Raw genomic sequence first — 17,316 nt, 5'->3', positions numbered from 1 at the left:
ATGCACTCATGAAAGGTGCACCTCAAGGGGGTGAAACAGGGCAATCAATAACGGACTCGGCAAAGGCAAGCCTCCTGTTGTGAGCGGGCAGCAAACCGGCGGTTTAACTTGAATGAGCGTTCAAGTTAAACATGGATAGGGGGCTAAGGACTAATCGCAGGGCTCGGCGGTAGCTTTTCTGTGCTAGCTCAAGGGAGGGTATAAGGTGGGATTTGCGGGATTCGTTCGGCGGGAAATTAGCTAAATGCCATTATCTGGGCCTGCCTTGAAACCATCGCGGGCAAGCCCGCTCCCACAGGTTTTCGTGTCGTTCACGGAAATACCGTTCGACACAAACCCTGTGGGAGCGTGGCTTGCCCGCGATGGCGTCAGAAAGACCACTAGAGATTTTTGCCCCCTACTTCTGCGTCCCATCATCATGCTGCAGATTCGCTTGGGTCAGATTGCACCCTGCCGGCACGCTGCGGGTCAGCCAGACGTTGCCGCCGATGGTCGAGCCCTTGCCAATGGTGATACGCCCCAGAATCGTCGCGCCGGCATAGATCACCACATCGTCCTCGACGATCGGATGCCGCGGATGGCCCTTCTGCAACTGGCCGTCCTCGTCCGACGGGAAGCGTTTGGCGCCCAAAGTCACCGCCTGATAAATCCGCACCCGCTCGCCAATGATCGCCGTCTCGCCAATCACCACACCCGTCCCGTGATCGATGAAGAAACTGCGCCCGATCTGCGCCCCCGGATGGATATCGATGCCGGTGGCCGAGTGGGCGATTTCCGCGCTGATCCGCGCCAGCAGCGGCAAGCCGGCGCGATACAAATGATGGGCCAGACGATGGTGAATCACCGCCAGAATCCCCGGATAGCAGAGCAACACTTCATCGACACTGCGAGCCGCCGGGTCGCCGTGATAGGCCGCCAGCACGTCGGTGTCCAGCAACATGCGCAGCCCCGGCAAAGCGAGGGCGAAATCCTGAATGATCTGAATGGTTTTGGCCTCGACTTCAGTGTCGGCCTGGGCACTGTGGCGCGCGGCGTAACGCAGTTCGAGCCGGGCCTGAGCGAGCAACGCGTTCAGTGCCACGTCGAGTGTGTGGCCGACGTAGAAATCTTCACTTTCCTCGCGCAAATCCACCGGCCCCAATCGCATTGGGAACAGCGCACCACACAAGGCTTCGAGAATGTCCGCCATGGCCGCTCGGGACGGCAACTCGCGGCCGCCCTGCTCGCCGCTGGCACGGCCGTTTTGTGCGCGCCACTGGTCGCGCGCCGTACGCAGTTGGCTGACGATGGTCTGCAATTGCCAATGGCTGGAACGCTCGCTCACGGTAAAAACTCCTCACGGGCGGCCGGACTGTCTGGCCGCGTTAACCGCGATTACTTTACGGCAACGGCTTGCAGCCGAATTAAGAACCAATAGTGCTGTGCACAATACTTTTGGCTATAAGCGATTGGCAGTTGCCCCACTAAATACCCGTGCCTATAGTCCTGACATCTTCCTCCGCCAGTACGGACCCATGATCAAACAACAGCTTGCCCGCTTTAATCGCCTCGACCTGCTCGGTCATCCTACTCCCCTGGAAAAACTCGAACGCCTGTCGACTTGGCTGGGCCGCGATGTGTACGTCAAACGCGATGACCTGACGCCATTGGCACTGGGCGGCAACAAGCTGCGCAAACTCGAATACCTGGCCGCCGATGCCTTGGCCCAAGGTGCTGATACGTTGATCACTGCTGGCGCGATCCAGTCCAACCACGTGCGCCAGACCGCCGCCATTGCGGCCAAGCTTGGCCTGGGCTGCGTGGCCCTGCTTGAAAATCCGCTCGGCACCGATGACAGCAACTATGTCGGCAACGGCAATCGGCTGTTGCTGGACCTGTTCGATGCCAAGGTCGAGTTGGTGGAAAACCTCGACAACGCCGACGAGCAATTGGAAGCGCTGGCCGGGCGTCTGCGCAGCAACGGTAAAAAGCCGTATCTGGTGCCAATTGGTGGCTCGAATGCATTGGGCGCTTTGGGTTATGTCCGTGCAGGCCTGGAACTGGCTGAACAGATCAAGGACACCGGGCTGAATTTCGCCGCCGTGGTCCTGGCGTCCGGCAGTGCCGGCACCCACAGCGGCCTGGCGCTGGCATTGAGCGAAGCACTGCCGGATTTGCCGGTGATCGGCGTCACCGTTTCCCGTAGCGATGAAGCTCAACGTCCGAAAGTCCAGGGCCTCGCCGAGCGCACGGCCGAACTGCTCGGCGTGAGCCTGCCGGCGAGTTTCAAAGTCGAACTGTGGGACGAATATTTCGGTCCGCGTTATGGCGAGCCGAATGCAGGGACATTGTCGGCGCTGAAGCTGCTGGCGAGTCAGGAAGGGTTGTTGCTGGATCCGGTGTACACCGGCAAGGCCATGGCCGGTTTGCTCGACGGCATCGGGCGCCAACGCTTCAATGACGGCCCGATCATCTTTCTGCACACCGGCGGGGCGCCGGCGTTGTTTGCCTACAAAGACTTTCTATAACTGATCGTTCCCACGCTCTGCGTGGGAATGCAGCCCGTGATGCTCGCGTCACTAGACGCTGAGCGTCCCTAGAGGTGTTCCCACGCAGAGCGTGGGAACGATCATGAAGACGCTTGTCATATCTCAAAAAAGAATAATAAACTGAATATTTAGTATTTTCCTATCTAAATACAACATCATATAGTCGCGCCGCAGGCGAATTTGCAGCAAGACGCATAAGCTGCTTTAGGGCAGGATATCGCAGTCGTTCAAATCCCGAATTTGCCAACTTTCCTTAAGCGTCTTCCATAAGAAAACACAGGGGCTTGTCATGAATTTTTCCGCATTACGTCGAAATCTGCTGGTGGGTTCGCTGGGCCTGGCGCTGAGCGCCGGTCTGCTCGGGCAGGCAGTGGCTGGTGAGCAGCTGCAAAAAATCAAGGACGCTGGCGTGATCAACGTCGGTCTGGAAGGCACTTATCCACCGTTCAGCTTCGTCGACGAGGCCGGCAAACTGAGCGGCTTCGAAGTCGAGTTCTCCGAAGCCTTGGCCAAAGAGCTGGGCGTGAAGGTCAAACTGCAGCCGACCAAATGGGAAGGCATCCTCGCGGCCCTGGAATCCAAGCGTCTGGACGCGGTGATCAACCAGGTGACCATCACCGAAGAGCGCAAGAAGAAGTACGACTTCTCCACGCCTTACACCGTTTCCGGGATTCAGGCGCTGACCCTGACCAAAAACAAAGACACCATCAAGACCGCCGCCGATCTGGCCGGCAAGAAAGTCGGCGTAGGTCTGGGCACCAACTACGAGCAGTGGGTGAAAGAGAATGTGCCTAAGGCTGACATCCGCACCTACGAAGATGATCCGACCAAGTTCCAGGATCTGCGCGTCGGCCGCATCGATGCCATCCTGATCGACCGCCTGGCCGCGCTGGAATATGCCAGGAAGGCCAAGGACACTGCCGCTGCCGGCGAAGCGTTCTCCCGCCAGGAAGCCGGTGTTGCCCTGCGCAAAGGCGAGCCTGAGCTGCTGGCCGCGGTGAACAAAGCCATCGACAAGCTGCGTGCCGACGGTACGTTGAAAAAGCTTTCGGAAAAATACTTCAGCGCTGACGTCACTCAATAATGGGAGAAGCTTTCCAACTTGCGCTGGACTCCGCGCCCTTTCTGCTCAAGGGCGCGTACTACACGGTCATCCTGAGCCTGGGCGGAATGTTCTTCGGCCTGCTGATGGGCTTCGGCCTGGCGTTGATGCGGCTGTCGCGCTTCAAACTGGTGAGCTGGATCGCCCGCATCTATGTGTCGTTCTTTCGCGGCACGCCGTTGCTGGTGCAACTGTTCGTGATCTATTACGGCTTGCCGCAATTGGGTATCGAACTTGATCCGCTGCCGGCGGCCCTGATCGGCTTCTCGCTGAACATGGCCGCCTACGCCTGCGAAATCCTGCGTGCCGCCATCAGCTCCATCGAGCGCGGCCAGTGGGAAGCCGCTGCCAGTATCGGCATGACCCGCGCGCAAACCCTGCGCCGGGCCATCCTGCCGCAAGCGGCGCGCACGGCTCTGCCACCTTTGGGCAACAGCTTTATCTCGCTGGTCAAGGACACGGCGCTGGCGGCCACTATTCAGGTGCCGGAACTGTTCCGCCAAGCGCAGCTGATCACCGCTCGCACCTTCGAAATTTTCACCATGTATCTTGCCGCGGCGCTGATCTACTGGGTTCTGGCGACTGTACTGTCGCACCTGCAGAACCAGTTGGAAGCGCGGGTCAATCGGCACGACCAGGAGTCCTGACCCAATGATTGTCGTGGAAAAACTGACAAAGCAGTTCAAGGGTCAGGTGGTGCTCAACGGCATCGATCTGCAGGTGAAGGAAGGCGAGGTGGTGGCGATCATCGGCCCCAGCGGCTCGGGCAAGACCACCTTCCTGCGTTGCCTGAATTTTCTCGAGGAGCCTAGCAGCGGCCGGATCAAGGTCGGCGACATCGAGATCGATGGCAGCCGCCCCCTGAACCAGCAGCAGAGCCTGGTACGGCGCTTGCGCCAGCACGTGGGTTTTGTGTTCCAGAACTTCAATCTGTTCCCCCATCGCACCGCCCTGGAAAACGTGATCGAAGGCCCGTTAGTGGTGAAAAAGATCCCGCGTGCCGAAGCCGTTGCCTTGGGTAAAAAGCTGTTGGCCAAGGTCGGCCTGGCGGGCAAGGAAGACGCTTACCCGCGACGCCTCTCCGGCGGTCAGCAACAGCGTGTGGCGATTGCCCGAGCGTTGGCGATGGAACCGGAAGTGATCCTGTTCGATGAACCAACCTCGGCGCTGGACCCGGAGCTGGTGGGCGAAGTGCTGGCGACCATCCGCGGCCTGGCCGAGGAGAAACGCACCATGGTGATCGTTACCCACGAAATGGGCTTTGCCCGGGACGTGGCCAACCGCGTGGTGTTTTTCGACAAGGGTGTGATCGTCGAACAAGGCGAAGCCAAGGCATTGTTTGCCAATCCGAAAGAGGAACGGACCAAGCAGTTTCTCAGCAAATTTCTTAATAACGCTTAGTGCTATCCCACTCAAAGACAGTCAACTTCCATGGATGGAAGTGACATTAACTCCGCTTTATAAAAGCGTATGACAGCCTTCAACAAATTACACGACTCGCCCTCATCATAAATAACTTCCCGCCGTCCTATGCGGTACATATATATGTCCTGCAACAGATTCATATCGCCTAAAATCTATAAAACACCTCGCTGTCCGCGCTCAAAGGGTTGCTGCCTCGGAGGCATAAAACCCACCAAATACCGGACTATATTCGACAGAGCGATGCGGTTTATTAACCACACCGCGTAGGAGCTTTCTGAATCACGCAAGAACTAACCTTTAACCAACCAACGCTATTGACACCTATTCAAGCGCACTCTTATCTAGTCTCCAACAGGCAACAGCCATCACACTCAATTATTGTTTAAGCGCGCAAATAGTGAATCGTTTTGTTGCTTGGTAATTCACGCCTTTCGATCTTTCAGAAATGGACTTCGCGGCAAAGCTTCAAGGAGAGAAACCCATGACAAGCACTTCAAACAAACCTGAACTTGCAGCCCCGACCCTGGCACAAAGCCAGAAGGCCGGCATCAACATCACTTCGGCCGCTCATCTTATGATCGACGTGCCACCCTACCCCGGCATGGACGAAGGCGATCTGATCGAACTGTTTTGGGACAACTGCTACGTGGCCTCCAATGTCTTGGGTCCCGACCATGGCGGCAACCCCGTGAGCCTGCGGGTGCCGGAAAGCTTCATTGCCAATGGTTCTGCTCGCGTCCATTACAAGGTCATGCAGGTGGGGCAAGGGGCCGCGGTATCACCGGCGGCGCGCGTCCAGATCAAACTTGATTGCCCGGGCGGCCGGCTGCTTTGCGATGAGGAAAACCAGAGCCTGGCACCGGTGTTTATCCCTGAGACCATTCGCCGTCAGGGAGTCAATCCAAACCAAGTCAAACGCGGCGTGCCGTTGACCATCGAGCCTTACCTGAACATGGCCGCCGACGACGAAATCACCCTGCGCTGGGGCGATGTGCGCATGGACCTGCCCAAGCTCAAGGCTTGCGATGTGGGTCAGCCAATTCAGGTCTGGGTACCCCCGGCGATCATTCTCGAAGCCGGCGAAGACCTTCGACTGGAAGTGACCTACTGCATCCTCGACCGCGTGGGTAACAACTCGCGGTGGGCACCGGCGCGCACACTGAAGATCGGCTGTGCCAATCCCTACCTGAAAGTACCACCAAAAACAGTGCTCATGACCGCTGAGCCTCGAAAGCCGTGAGCTCATCGGGTCTGATAACACCTTCTATACATATTCCTAAAAGTTAGTTCATTAATTATTTATACACGTTTAGGGTATATGCACCGGACCACCGGACATTCGTGTTTTTCGTTCGCCGCAACTTGCGGCGCTTTCATGAGATGTGAGGTAGGTATGGTCCGGAACACAATCACCCCAGTGCAAATCGCCAGGGCATTGCGTGCAGCCAAGGAGCGGCACTGATGTCCAGTCTGGCAGATGCGATCGTCCAGAGTGATCTGGACATCACCCCATTGTTGTTGCCCGCGCAGGTCTTGCGCAACGACGCACAAGCCATCAAGGCTGCCCATGAGCTGGCGCAAGTCGCCCGCCTGCAAGCAGCCAAACGTGACCAGCAGCGCAAGCTGCCGTGGTCGGAAATCGAACAGTTCACCCGCAGCGGCCTGGGCAGCATTGCCATCCCGCGTGAGTACGGTGGCCCGCAGGTTTCATTCGTCACCATAGCCTCGGTGTTCGCGATCATTTCCGCGGCTGACCCGGCTTTGGGGCAAATCCCTCAGAACCAGTTCGGGATTCTCAACCTGATACTCGGCAGCGCCACCGAATCGCAGAAAAAACAGCTGTTCAAAAGCGTGCTCGAAGGCTGGCGAATCGGTAACGCGGGGCCGGAGCGCGGGACCAAAAACACCCTGGAGCTCAAGGCGCGGATCACCGCCGACGGCGATGGCTTCATCATCAACGGGCAGAAGTTCTATTCCACCGGCGCCCTGTTCGCCCACTGGGTGGCCGTCAAGGCGCTGAACGACGACGGCAAGCAAGTGCTGGCCTTCGTCCGTCGTGGTACCCCGGGCTTGCGCATCGTTGATGACTGGTCGGGTTTCGGCCAGCGCACCACCGCCAGCGGCACCATTTTGCTCAACAACGTGCGGGTCGACGCCGAGCTGGTGGTGGATAACTGGAAGATCAATGACAGCCCGAATACCCAGGGCGCCGTATCGCAGCTGATTCAAGCAGCCATCGACGCCGGCATTGCCCGGGGCGCCATCGATGACGCCATCGAGTTCGTGCAAAAACGCGCACGACCCTGGATCGACGCCAAGGTCGAGCGGGCGAGCGACGACCTCTATGTGATCGCCGACATCGGCAAGCTGAAAATCGAACTGCATGCCGCCGAAGCGTTGTTGCGCAAGGCCGGGCAAGTACTCGATGAGGTCAACGCCGCGCCGCTCACCGCCGAGTCCGCTGCACGCGCCTCGATTGCCGTGGCAGAAGCCAAAGTGCTGACCACCGAGATCTCGCTGCTGGCCAGCGAAAAACTCTTCGAACTGGCCGGCAGCCGCGCCACCCTCGCCGAATTCAATCTCGACCGCCACTGGCGCAACGCCCGGGTGCACACGCTGCACGACCCGGTGCGCTGGAAGTATCACGCCGTCGGCGCTTACCACCTCAATGGAACCTTGCCTGCACGGCATTCCTGGATCTGACGACCCGAACCCTTTTGACCAGATCTCTGGAGAAACACATGACTCTTTCTCACCACGTCGCGGTCATCACCAGCGATGAGCAAGCCCTGATTGTCGCCAGTGACCTGGCCGACGATTTCAAACGTGACAGCGCCCTGCGCGACCGCGAACGTCGTTTGCCGTACCCGGAACTGGAAGTGTTTTCCCGTTCGGGTCTTTGGGGCATCAGCGTGCCAAAAGAATACGGTGGCGCTGGGGTTTCCAATGTCACCCTGGCCAAGGTCATCACGCTGATCGCCCAGGCCGACGGCTCCCTTGGACAGATTCCACAAAACCATTTCTACGCCCTCGAAGTGCTGCGCGTGAACGGCACTGATGAGCAGAAAAAACGTCTCTACGCCGAAGTGTTGGCCGGCCAGCGCTTCGGCAACGCACTCGCGGAACTGGGCACCAAAACCGCCCATGATCGCGTCACCAGCCTGACTCGTGATGGCAACGGCTACCGCATCAACGGTCGCAAGTTCTACGCCACCGGCGCCATTTACGCCCAGCGTATCCCCACCTCGGTCGTGGACGAAAATGGTGTGCAGCAATTGGCGTTCGTCCCGCACAACAGCAAAGGCCTGACGGTGATCGACGACTGGAGCGGCTTCGGCCAGCGCACCACCGGCAGCGGTTCGGTGGTATTCGAGGATGTCTACGTCGCCGCCGAGGACGTGATTCCGTTTCAAAGCGCGTTCGAGCGCCCGACCACTGTCGGCCCGTTGGCGCAGATTCTCCACGCCGCGATCGACACCGGCATCGCCCGCGCCGCGTATGAAGATGCCCTGCATTTTGTGCGCACCAAGACCCGGCCGTGGATTGATTCCGGCAACGACAAAGCCACCGAAGACCCGCTGACGATCAAGAGTTTCGGCCACTTGAGCATTCGCCTGCACGCCACCGAAGCCTTGCTGGAACGCTCTGGAGAAATCCTCGATCTGGCCCAGGCCGACACTAATGCCGAGACTGTCGCCGCCGCGTCGATTGCCGTCGCTGAAGCCCGGGCCATCAGCACCGAAATCTCCCTTGCCGCCGGCAGCACGTTGTTCGAACTGGCCGGCAGTCAGGCGACCTTGGTCGAGCACGGCCTGGATCGCCACTGGCGCAACGCTCGGGTACATACCCTGCATGACCCGGTGCGCTGGAAATATCACGCGGTGGGCAATTACTACCTCAACGATGAAAACCCTCCATTGCGAGGGACCATCTGATGGCTGATGCCAAAAAGAAAATCCTGCTCAACGCGTTCAACATGAATTGCATCGGGCACATCAACCATGGCCTGTGGACGCATCCACGGGACAATTCCACCCAATACAAAACCATCGAATACTGGACTGAACTGGCGCAGTTGCTGGAGCGCGGACTGTTCGACGGTCTGTTCATCGCCGACATCGTCGGTGTGTACGACGTCTATCAAAACTCGGTGGACGTGCCGCTCAAAGAGTCGATCCAGTTGCCGGTCAACGACCCGCTGCTACTGGTCTCGGCCATGGCTGCGGTCACCAAAAACCTCGGCTTCGGCCTGACCGCCAACCTGACCTACGAACCGCCGTATCTGTTCGCCCGGCGCATGTCGACGCTTGATCATTTGAGCCGTGGGCGGGTCGGCTGGAACATCGTCACCGGCTACCTCGACAGCGCCGCCAAGGCCATGGGCCTGAGCGAACAGGTGGAACACGACCGGCGTTACGACCAGGCCGATGAATACCTGCAAGTGCTCTACAAACTCTGGGAAGGCAGCTGGGAAAACGGCGCGGTGCTCAACGACCGTGAGCAACGGATCTACGCCCAACCCGAGAAGGTGCACAAGGTCGAGCACAAGGGCGAGTTCTATCAGGTCGAGGGTTATCACCTCTGCGAGCCATCGCCGCAACGCACGCCGGTGCTGTTTCAGGCCGGCAGTTCCGATCGCGGTTTGCTCTTCGCCGGTCGGCATGCCGAGTGCGTGTTCATCAGCGGTCAGAACAAACCGGCGACCCGGGTTCAGGTAGACAAGGTTCGCGCCAGCGCTGTCGAGGCCGGGCGCAATCCCTGGGACATCAAGGTGTTCATGGGCTTGAACGTGATTGTCGGTGAGACAGAAGAGCTGGCCTGGGCCAAACACGCCGAGTACCTGAGCTACGCCAGCGCCGAGGCTGGCGTGGCGCATTTTTCGGCCTCCACCGGGATCGACTTTTCCGAATACGAGCTCGACGAACCGATCCAGTACGTGAAGAGCAACGCCATCCAGTCCGCCACCAAGAACCTGCAAAACAACGACTGGACCCGCCGCAAACTGCTGGAACAACACGCCCTCGGTGGCCGCTACATCACCGTGGTCGGCTCGCCGCAGCAGGTGGCTGACGAACTGGAATCGTGGATCGCGGAAACCGGACTGGATGGCTTCAACCTGACACGGATCGTCACCCCGGAAAGCTATGTGGATTTCATTGAGCTGGTGATTCCGGAGTTGCAGCGCAGAGGGTCGTACAAGACCGCTTACGACGACGGCAGCCTGCGGGAAAAGCTGTTTCACGGCGAAGCGCATTTACCTGAGCAACATACGGGCTCTGCGTTCCGCCGCTGATCCCTGTGGCGAGGGGGCTTGCCCCCGTTCGGCTGCGCAGCAGTCGCAAAACCTGCGAAACGGTTTACCTGACACGCCTCATTGCATGGTTTTGGGGCCGCTTCGCGGCCCAACGGGGGCAAGCCCCTCGCCACAGATGTGTGCACCCATTAAACAATTGACTGGAAAACCATCATGACCAAAAAACTGTTCAACCACCCAGTCAAAGCACTGGCCCTGGCCCTCGGCCTCTTCAGCTCCATCACCTTCGCCGCCGACGCACCACTGAAAGTCGGCACCACCGCCGCCTTCGCCATTCCCCTGGAAGCCGCAGTAGAAGAAGCCAACAAACAAGGCCTGAAAGTCGAACTGGTGGAGTTCAGCGACTGGATCGCCCCCAACGTCAGCCTCGCCTCGGGCGACATCGACGTGAACTATTTCCAGCACATCCCTTTCCTGGAAAACGCCAAGGCTGCCGCCGGTTTTGATCTGGTGCCGTTCGCCCCGGGGATCATCAACAACGTCGGCCTCTACTCGAAAAAATACAAAAGCTTCGACGCGTTGCCCGAAGGCGCCAGCGTCGCCATCGCCAACGACCCGATCAACAGCGGTCGCGGCCTGCAACTGCTGGCCAAGGCCGGGTTGATCACCCTCAAACCGGGCGTCGGCTACAAAGCCACCGAAGAAGACATCATCGCCAACCCGAAGAAAATCAAAATCCTTCAAGTCGAAGCCGTGCAACTGGTGCGCGCCTACGACGATGCTGATCTGGTCCAGGGTTACCCGGCCTATATCCGTCTGTCGAAGACCTTCGATGCCAGTTCTGCCCTGCTGTTCGATGGCCTCGATCACAAGGAATACGTGATCCAGTTTGTGATCCAGCCGAAAAGCAAAACCGACCCGCGGCTGATCAAATTCGTCGACATCTACCAGCATTCGCCAGCCGTTCGTGCGGCGTTGGATAAAGCCCACGGCAAGCTCTATCAAGCCGGCTGGGAAAGCTGAGTATGACGGCCGCTATCCAACGGCGACTGGAACTTCCGGAGCCACATAACGCCACACAAACCGAACTGCACCCCGACCTGAATCGCGCCCACGTGCGCTTCATCGGCCTGGGTAAAACCTACAACGGCCAGCAAGGTCCGGTGGCGGCCCTGCACGGCATCGACCTAGCGATCCAGCGCGGCGAAGTGTTCGGCATCATCGGTCGCAGCGGCGCCGGCAAGTCGTCGCTGATCCGTACCATCAACCGCCTTGAACAACCGAGCAGCGGGCGGGCGCTGATCGATCAGGTCGACATCAGCGAGTTCGATGAAGACCGCTTGGTGGCGCTGCGGCGACGGATCGGCATGATCTTCCAGCACTTCAATTTGATGTCGGCCAAGACGGTTTGGCAGAACGTCGAATTGCCGCTGAAAGTCGCCGGTGTGCCCAAGGAGCAGCGCGAGCGCAAAGTCCGCGAATTGCTGGAACTGGTCGGCCTGCAGGAGAAGCACAAAGCCTACCCAGCACAACTTTCCGGCGGACAGAAACAGCGCGTCGGCATCGCCCGCGCGTTGGTGCATGACCCGCAGATTCTGCTGTGTGACGAGGCGACTTCGGCCCTCGATCCGGAGACCACGCAATCGATCCTTGGCCTGCTGCGTGAGATCAATCAACGGCTGGGCCTGACCATCGTGCTGATCACCCACGAGATGGCGGTGATCCGCGATATCTGTGATCGGGTCGTGGTGTTGGAACACGGGCGAATCGTCGAGCAAGGGCCGGTCTGGGAAGTCTTTGGCAACCCGCAACATGAGGTCAGCAAGACCTTGCTCGCGCCATTGCAACACGGTCTGCCGGAAGAACTGCAAAGCCGCTTGCGGGAGCTGCCGCAGTCTTCGGATGCCGCTGTGGTGCTGCGTTTGCAATTCACCGGCAGCGCGAGCGACGAGCCAGACCTGGCGGCGCTGTTCAGCGCCCTCGGTGGCCGCGTGCGCTTGCTGCAAGGGGGCGTGGAACGGATTCAAGGCCATGCGCTCGGGCAATTGCTGCTGGCAGTGACCGGTTCGTCCCTCGGCGCCGAGGAATTGCGTCAGCGCGCTGGCAACTGGGCGCAACAGGTGGAGGTGCTGGGTTATGTGGTTTGATCGGTTGCTGCAAGGCTTTATCGACACGTTTTTGATGGTGGGTGTGTCGTCGTTGATCGCATTGTTGGCGGGCATTCCGTTGGCGGTGATTCTGGTCACCAGTTCCAAGGGTGGGATCTACGAAGCACCAGCGCTGAATCGCGCGTTGGGTGCGTTTGTGAACCTGTTTCGCTCGATTCCGTTTTTGATTTTGATGGTGGCGTTGATTCCGTTTACCCGGTTGATCGTTGGCACCACTTACGGCGTGTGGGCTGCCGTGGTGCCGCTGACCATAGCGGCCACGCCGTTCTTTGCGCGCATCGCCGAGGTCAGTTTGCGCGAGGTCGACCATGGGTTGATTGAAGCGGCGCAGGCAATGGGCTGCCGACGCTGGCATATCGTCTGGCATGTACTGCTGCCTGAAGCGTTACCGGGGATTGTTGGTGGTTTCACCATTACGTTGGTGACGATGATCAACTCGTCAGCCATGGCCGGAGCGATTGGGGCCGGAGGGTTGGGGGACATCGCTTATCGGTATGGGTATCAGCGGTTTGACAGCCAGATCATGTTGACGGTGATTGTGTTGCTGGTGGTGTTGGTGGCGGTGATTCAGTTGGGTGGGGATCGGTTGGCGCGGGGTCTCAACAAGCGCTGAGTTCGGTGCGGTTGAAGGGCTATTGTGGCGAGGGGGCTTGCCCCCGTTGGGTCGCGAAGCGGCCCCAAAACCATTCAATGAGGTGTGTCAGACAACACCGACCAGCAGGTTTTACGACTGCTGCGCAGCCGAACGGGGGCAAGCCCCCTCGCCACAAAAGCCCCCTCGCCACAGGTAATCACCGACCTCTGAAGGGAACATTTCGCACAAGAAAATCAGAGTGCCAGCAGGCCCGATCCCTTTCTTTTGCAGGACGTTTCCTAGATCATTCCGCTCGCTTGCGCCTGCCAAATTCCGTGGCTAGTCTCGGTCCGTCACTGCTCATCAGTGATCGGGTTTAGTAGCCCGGATCAATAGGCGCATAGCGATTCCTTGCTCATGTCCGGCAATGTTTGCCGCATGCAGAATATGGTGGCTGTGCGTGGGGCACCTTCGGGTGCACCGGTTTTCCTATTGACCGGCCTACTAACCTGCGCGCAGCCGCCACCCAATCGTTTAGTAGGCGATAAGTGATGGCTCCCATGTAGCAATAGGAGCATCACATGAAAAAATCCGTACCCGATCCACCTCCCGAAACACCCACCAACGAAACCGCCACCGAAGACCCGCCCAGGGATCGATCGGCGCTCTACCGTGCGATTGATTTCTACCTCACCGGCGATCAGCCCTCTCCGCCCGACGAGTTTCGCTTCTACAACGTCAGCAAAGACGTGAGCTTCGAGGATACCCAGCTCTATGTGGCTGACCTACTGCGCTGCGCTTCGGTCACGGCGTATCAGTGCGGCGATCAACTCAAGGGTGCCGATCGGGCATTGGTATTCTCCGTCTGGCATTTGCTGGAGATTGCCAAGGCGATGGTCGATCGGTCCATTGAATGTCTGGGGATGAAACAAAGCTGAGTCAGGCTTTAGTCATTGGTTGTCAGTGATACCGCTTTCGCGAGCAAGCCCGCTCCCACATTTGATCTTCGGTGAACATGGAATTTGTGTTCGACGCGATCCAGTGTGGGAGCGGGCTTGCTCGCGAATGGCTGCGCAGCAGCCCCAGGCTTGATGGCGTATATTCAGTGAATCCCAATTGCCTGCGCAGCCGACCATGAAACAGACTCCCGACGACCTGGAGCAGATCACCTCCACCACCCTGAGCCATTACAACTCGGTGGCCGAAGACTTCCGTGAAGGCACTCGCGATCACGATGTCAGCCAGAACATCGAGGCCCTGCTGCGGCATATTCAGGGTGAGGCGCCGTTCAGCATTCTCGACTTCGGCTGCGGCCCTGGCCGTGACCTGAAAACCTTCACTCACCTGGGCCACACCGCCGTCGGCCTCGACGGTTCGGAAAAGTTTGCGCAGATGGCGCGGGAAGACAGTGGTTGCGAAGTCTGGCAGCAGGATTTTCTGAAACTCGATCTGCCGGCCGAGCGGTTTGACGGGATTTTTGCCAATGCAGTGCTGTTCCACATCCCAAGTCAGGAATTGCCTCGGGTGTTGAAGCAACTGCGCGAGGCGTTGAAACCGGGTGGGGTGTTGTTCAGCTCCAATCCTCGTGGTGAGAATCAGGAAGGCTGGAACGGGCCGCGGTATGGGGCGTATTACGATCTTCACGCGTGGCAGGAACTGCTGACTGAAGCGGGATTTGTGGAGCTTGAGCATTACTACCGGCCGGCGGGGCTGCCGCGGGAGCAACAGCCTTGGTTGGCGAGTGTTTGGCGTAAGCCTGTGTAGTCAGGCCGGACGCTTTCGCGAGCAGGCTCGCTCCCACGTTGGAATGCGCTCTACTGTGGGAGCGAGCCTGCTCGCGATGATCTTCAGGGCGACGAAGAAACCTGATAGTTCATCATCGCCCCATCCACACCAAACGCCCTGATGCTCTGCCCAGCCAGTGGCTTGCCTCCAACCTCGCGCTCGCGCGAATCAAAATTGGCCACCAGCCGCGTGCCATCGGCAAACGTCGTCTGCTGCACCAGGCGATCCTCCGTCAGCCAACGAAAATCCGCCATCGCCTCAGTCGCCAGACGTTCATGCAGCGGCCGAAAAAAAACATCCTGCCGTGCAATTACCGGCAGTCGCTGCTTCAACGTATCAGCGCTCAGGTGATACAGCGGTGGCACGTTATAGAGCAACTGCATCAGTTCGTTCTCGGCCCGCACATTGCTCAGTTTAAGACTGTCGAACAGCCAGTGATGGGTGGTGATCACCGAACCGTGGAACACCGCCTGATACAGCGGCAAGCGCGTCTGCGGGGCAAAGTGCACCGTGCGATAGGGTTCCTTGAGCGGCACCGTTTTGAAAAAGACCTGGGGCTTTTCGTTGGGAAACCAGCGGCCCAGGTAATAAGGCGACTTGGGGTTCTTGCTCATGTCCGGATCACCCCAGCCGATCACCGGTGTCTGCATGCCATGGGCAAACAGCACGCCCCGGGCCGTGGTGGCGTTGCCGTCCTCGGAGCCGGCCGGCAGCTGCAACGTTTCGTTCAACCAGCGTGAGGCGTCGATATTGCCCTCGGCGTTTTGCGCCTGGGTCAGGGTGGCTCCGGGGCGATAACTGTCGAACACCATGCCCGTGGCGTAGGCATCGAGAAACCAGCTATTGAACCCGGCCTTAGTCTGTACAGCTTTGATTCGAGCCTCAAGCAACGGCCGCACACAACGCGGATCGGTGTAATGCCCGGACTGCTGGAAGCCGCTTTTGAAGGCGCCGCTGCTCAAGACAATCGCACACTCAAGGTTAGCCCGCGAGCCGAGGTGCGCGGTGGTCCAGTCCGGGTTTTCAGTGGTGGTCAACGCCGTTTCATAAGAGTCGTAAGGCGCCACCAGATACCCGGCCCCTACGCCTTGGCGCACCGCCTCGGGATGCCAAAGACCTCCCTCCCAGCCCTCGCCGAGGCCCAACCACAAGCGCGACAACCCGGCGGCTTGCAACTGGTCAAACATTCTTGGCGACAACGTGCTACCCCAGCGTTCAGGGGTTGCCGTCAGCGCCTCGACGAACGCTCTCGCCACTTCCGTGCGCAACCGGCCATAACCCTCAGCCAGTTTTTGCATGTCCGGCTCAGCGACTGCCTGCCAACCGCTTCGCGCTTTTTGGTTGAGCGCGCCGTTGAGGCTGCGCAGCAACGTGGTTTGCTGGTAACGGTCGAGGGGTGGTTGGGCGCGGCTTAGAATCTGCCGGGTTTCAGCGTCGAAGCCGCCACGCAACTCGCGGGCCAGAGCACCTGTGCCCCGCAGCAGTCTCAGCAATGCCGGCCAACTACGCACATCGTCGGGCCCGAGCAGATCATTGCCCCACAGATAAACATGGCTGGCTCCCAGCAATTTTTTCGCTTCGGGGGTTTTCAGCAGTTTGTCGCTCAAGGGTTCGTATTGCCCGTTGTCGATCAACCATTGCCGATAGCGTTTGGCACCAGCCAACGGATCGGCATCGCCCAACGACAGCGTGAAGGTCAGCGGTGTGCCGGGCTCAAGCGCGGTGAAAGCGTGACGGACGGCCAGCGCCAGGGTCTTACCCTCGGCGCTGAACGTCAGGTGATTGTTGTAAGGATTGGTCATCAACCAATTGAGGGTAAAGCCACCGTGATCGACGCCCCACAGCGGCAGGCTCAGGTCCTGGGTGGTATTGAACTCGCCCTGATCGAGCAAAAAGGATTGCCATAGCGGATCACCGGCGGGCACGTAATGCCCCTCGGCCAGCGGCCAGATCAGGCCTTTGCCCATGGCGCTGCCCGGTTGCCTGAGGAAGCTCAGATCTCCGGGGTCGCGGGCGGTGATGGACAGGGAGAGGTCGCGCTGGTCGAGGATGGCACTCAGGGTCCAGGCGCCGTCGTCCCATTGCCAGTCGATGCGGTTGGCGGTTTGCACAAGATGACTGGCCTTGTGCCCGGGTACTCCGGCCGACGGCTGCACGGGCAAGTTGTGCGCGGGAGTGGCGCGAACTGCCAAGGTCGCAGGATCGAGTTCGACACGCCACAGCGGGTTTTCCAGAACGATATCGGCCAAGGCCCAAGGCGAGAGCAGCGAGGTACAGATCAGCAACAGATAGCGATGGAGAGGCTGCATGGGGTGTCCCTTCTGCGTCAAGAGCAGGGAGGGTAAGGCAAGTGGAACGGGGCTGTCGGTCAGTAAAATGTTGGAAAATTGTAGATCGCCATCGCGAGCGGGCTCGCTCCCACAGTTGACCTCACTCCCCTGTGGGAGCGAGCCTGCTCGCGATGAGCGCGCAGCGCTCGC

At 59.2% G+C, this 17,316-nt stretch carries 15 protein-coding genes; 13 read left to right on the top strand and 2 right to left on the bottom strand.

Translation table 11 applies throughout. The annotated features are described in order from the left end of the window. Window positions 1-397 precede the first annotated feature (397 nt). Window positions 398-1,324, bottom strand: coding sequence for a serine O-acetyltransferase EpsC (gene epsC / locus KVG95_RS06835; RefSeq protein WP_217855158.1), 927 nt, complete (start codon window positions 1,322-1,324; stop codon window positions 398-400). Window positions 1,325-1,514: 190 nt separating this feature from the next. Between epsC and KVG95_RS06830 the strand changes: the two genes are divergently transcribed. The 13 genes from KVG95_RS06830 (at window position 1,515) to KVG95_RS06770 (ending at window position 14,815) form a co-directional block, all read left to right on the top strand. Next, entirely contained in the window at window positions 1,515-2,507 is a 993-nt protein-coding gene (locus tag KVG95_RS06830; protein ID WP_217855156.1) for a D-cysteine desulfhydrase, read from the top strand. Between the two features lie 310 nt (window positions 2,508-2,817). Next, on the top strand, window positions 2,818-3,612 hold the full coding sequence (gene tcyJ, locus KVG95_RS06825; protein WP_217855154.1) for a cystine ABC transporter substrate-binding protein: 795 nt from the start codon (window positions 2,818-2,820) through the stop codon (window positions 3,610-3,612). After that, window positions 3,612-4,277, top strand: coding sequence for a cystine ABC transporter permease (gene tcyL / locus KVG95_RS06820; protein WP_007903115.1), 666 nt, complete (start codon window positions 3,612-3,614; stop codon window positions 4,275-4,277). The genes tcyJ and tcyL overlap by 1 nt, the downstream gene beginning before the upstream one ends. Window positions 4,278-4,281: 4 nt before the next feature. Then, complete coding sequence (gene tcyN, locus KVG95_RS06815; RefSeq protein WP_008068688.1) at window positions 4,282-5,031, top strand: L-cystine ABC transporter ATP-binding protein TcyN; 750 nt, start codon at window positions 4,282-4,284, stop codon at window positions 5,029-5,031. Window positions 5,032-5,536: 505 nt separating this feature from the next. Further along, the gene (locus KVG95_RS06810; protein ID WP_217855152.1) at window positions 5,537-6,295 is read left to right on the top strand and encodes a hypothetical protein; all 759 of its coding nucleotides are present in this window, start codon (window positions 5,537-5,539) and stop codon (window positions 6,293-6,295) included. Window positions 6,296-6,516: 221 nt separating this feature from the next. Beyond that, window positions 6,517-7,758, top strand: a complete 1,242-nt coding sequence (locus KVG95_RS06805; RefSeq protein ID WP_217855150.1) for an SfnB family sulfur acquisition oxidoreductase — start codon at window positions 6,517-6,519, stop codon at window positions 7,756-7,758. A gap of 38 nt (window positions 7,759-7,796) precedes the next feature. After that, entirely contained in the window at window positions 7,797-8,990 is a 1,194-nt protein-coding gene (locus KVG95_RS06800; RefSeq protein ID WP_217855148.1) for an SfnB family sulfur acquisition oxidoreductase, read from the top strand. Further along, a complete protein-coding gene (locus KVG95_RS06795) occupies window positions 8,990-10,348 on the top strand; it encodes an LLM class flavin-dependent oxidoreductase (protein ID WP_217855146.1) in 1,359 nt (452 codons plus the stop codon). Before KVG95_RS06800 ends, KVG95_RS06795 begins: the two co-directional genes overlap by 1 nt. Window positions 10,349-10,522: 174 nt before the next feature. After that, the gene (locus KVG95_RS06790) at window positions 10,523-11,332 is read left to right on the top strand and encodes a MetQ/NlpA family ABC transporter substrate-binding protein (protein WP_217855144.1); all 810 of its coding nucleotides are present in this window, start codon (window positions 10,523-10,525) and stop codon (window positions 11,330-11,332) included. Between the two features lie 2 nt (window positions 11,333-11,334). Further along, the gene (locus tag KVG95_RS06785) at window positions 11,335-12,456 is read left to right on the top strand and encodes a methionine ABC transporter ATP-binding protein (RefSeq protein ID WP_217855142.1); all 1,122 of its coding nucleotides are present in this window, start codon (window positions 11,335-11,337) and stop codon (window positions 12,454-12,456) included. Further along, entirely contained in the window at window positions 12,446-13,090 is a 645-nt protein-coding gene (locus tag KVG95_RS06780) for a methionine ABC transporter permease (protein WP_030128490.1), read from the top strand. The genes KVG95_RS06785 and KVG95_RS06780 overlap by 11 nt, the downstream gene beginning before the upstream one ends. A gap of 542 nt (window positions 13,091-13,632) precedes the next feature. Then, window positions 13,633-13,989: a DUF6124 family protein gene (locus tag KVG95_RS06775; RefSeq protein WP_217855140.1), complete on the top strand. Its 357-nt coding sequence runs from the start codon at window positions 13,633-13,635 to the stop codon at window positions 13,987-13,989. A 196-nt stretch (window positions 13,990-14,185) separates the two neighbouring features. Continuing rightward, window positions 14,186-14,815, top strand: coding sequence for a class I SAM-dependent methyltransferase (locus KVG95_RS06770; RefSeq protein WP_217855138.1), 630 nt, complete (start codon window positions 14,186-14,188; stop codon window positions 14,813-14,815). Between the two features lie 83 nt (window positions 14,816-14,898). Here the strand turns inward: KVG95_RS06770 and KVG95_RS06765 are convergent, their stop codons facing one another. Next, window positions 14,899-17,145 carry a glycoside hydrolase gene (locus tag KVG95_RS06765; RefSeq protein ID WP_217855136.1) on the bottom strand — a complete coding sequence of 749 codons (2,247 nt, stop codon included), beginning with the start codon at window positions 17,143-17,145 and terminating at the stop codon, window positions 14,899-14,901. Window positions 17,146-17,316: the final 171 nt, after the last annotated feature.

Source organism: Pseudomonas farris (assembly GCF_019145235.1).
Lineage (GTDB): Bacteria > Pseudomonadota > Gammaproteobacteria > Pseudomonadales > Pseudomonadaceae > Aquipseudomonas > Aquipseudomonas farris.
This window is presented reverse-complemented; position numbering and strand designations above follow the sequence as displayed.